At 79.4% G+C, this 311-nt stretch carries 1 protein-coding gene; it reads left to right on the top strand.

The genetic code is table 11. The annotated features are described in order from the left end of the window. Nucleotides 1–311: hypothetical protein (locus tag GT045_RS17035; RefSeq protein ID WP_161334694.1), on the top strand; the 311-nt coding region annotated here is incomplete at both ends.

The following is a 311-nucleotide window of genomic DNA, read 5'->3' on the forward strand; positions in this document are numbered from 1 at the left end:
GGCTGGCCGGACAGGCGCGCGGCGCGGCGGGCGAGGCCGAGCGCTCGGCCGCGGCGGCGGCACGCGCGCAGGAGTCGCTGGAGAAGGCCGTGCGGGAAGCCGAGGAGCTGGCCGAGCGGCTGGCCGTGGCCGAGGAGATGCCGGTGGAGGAGGAGCCGGACACCTCGGTGCGGGACCGGCTCGCCGCCGACGGGGCCAACGCCCGGCAGACCGAGATGGAGGCCCGCCTCCAGGCCCGTACGCACGAGGAGCGGGTCAAGGGGCTCGCCGGACGCGCCGACTCGCTCGACCGGGCGGCCCGCGCCGAACGC

The sequence above is a fragment of the Streptomyces sp. SID486 genome (assembly GCF_009865385.1).
GTDB lineage: Bacteria > Actinomycetota > Actinomycetes > Streptomycetales > Streptomycetaceae > Streptomyces.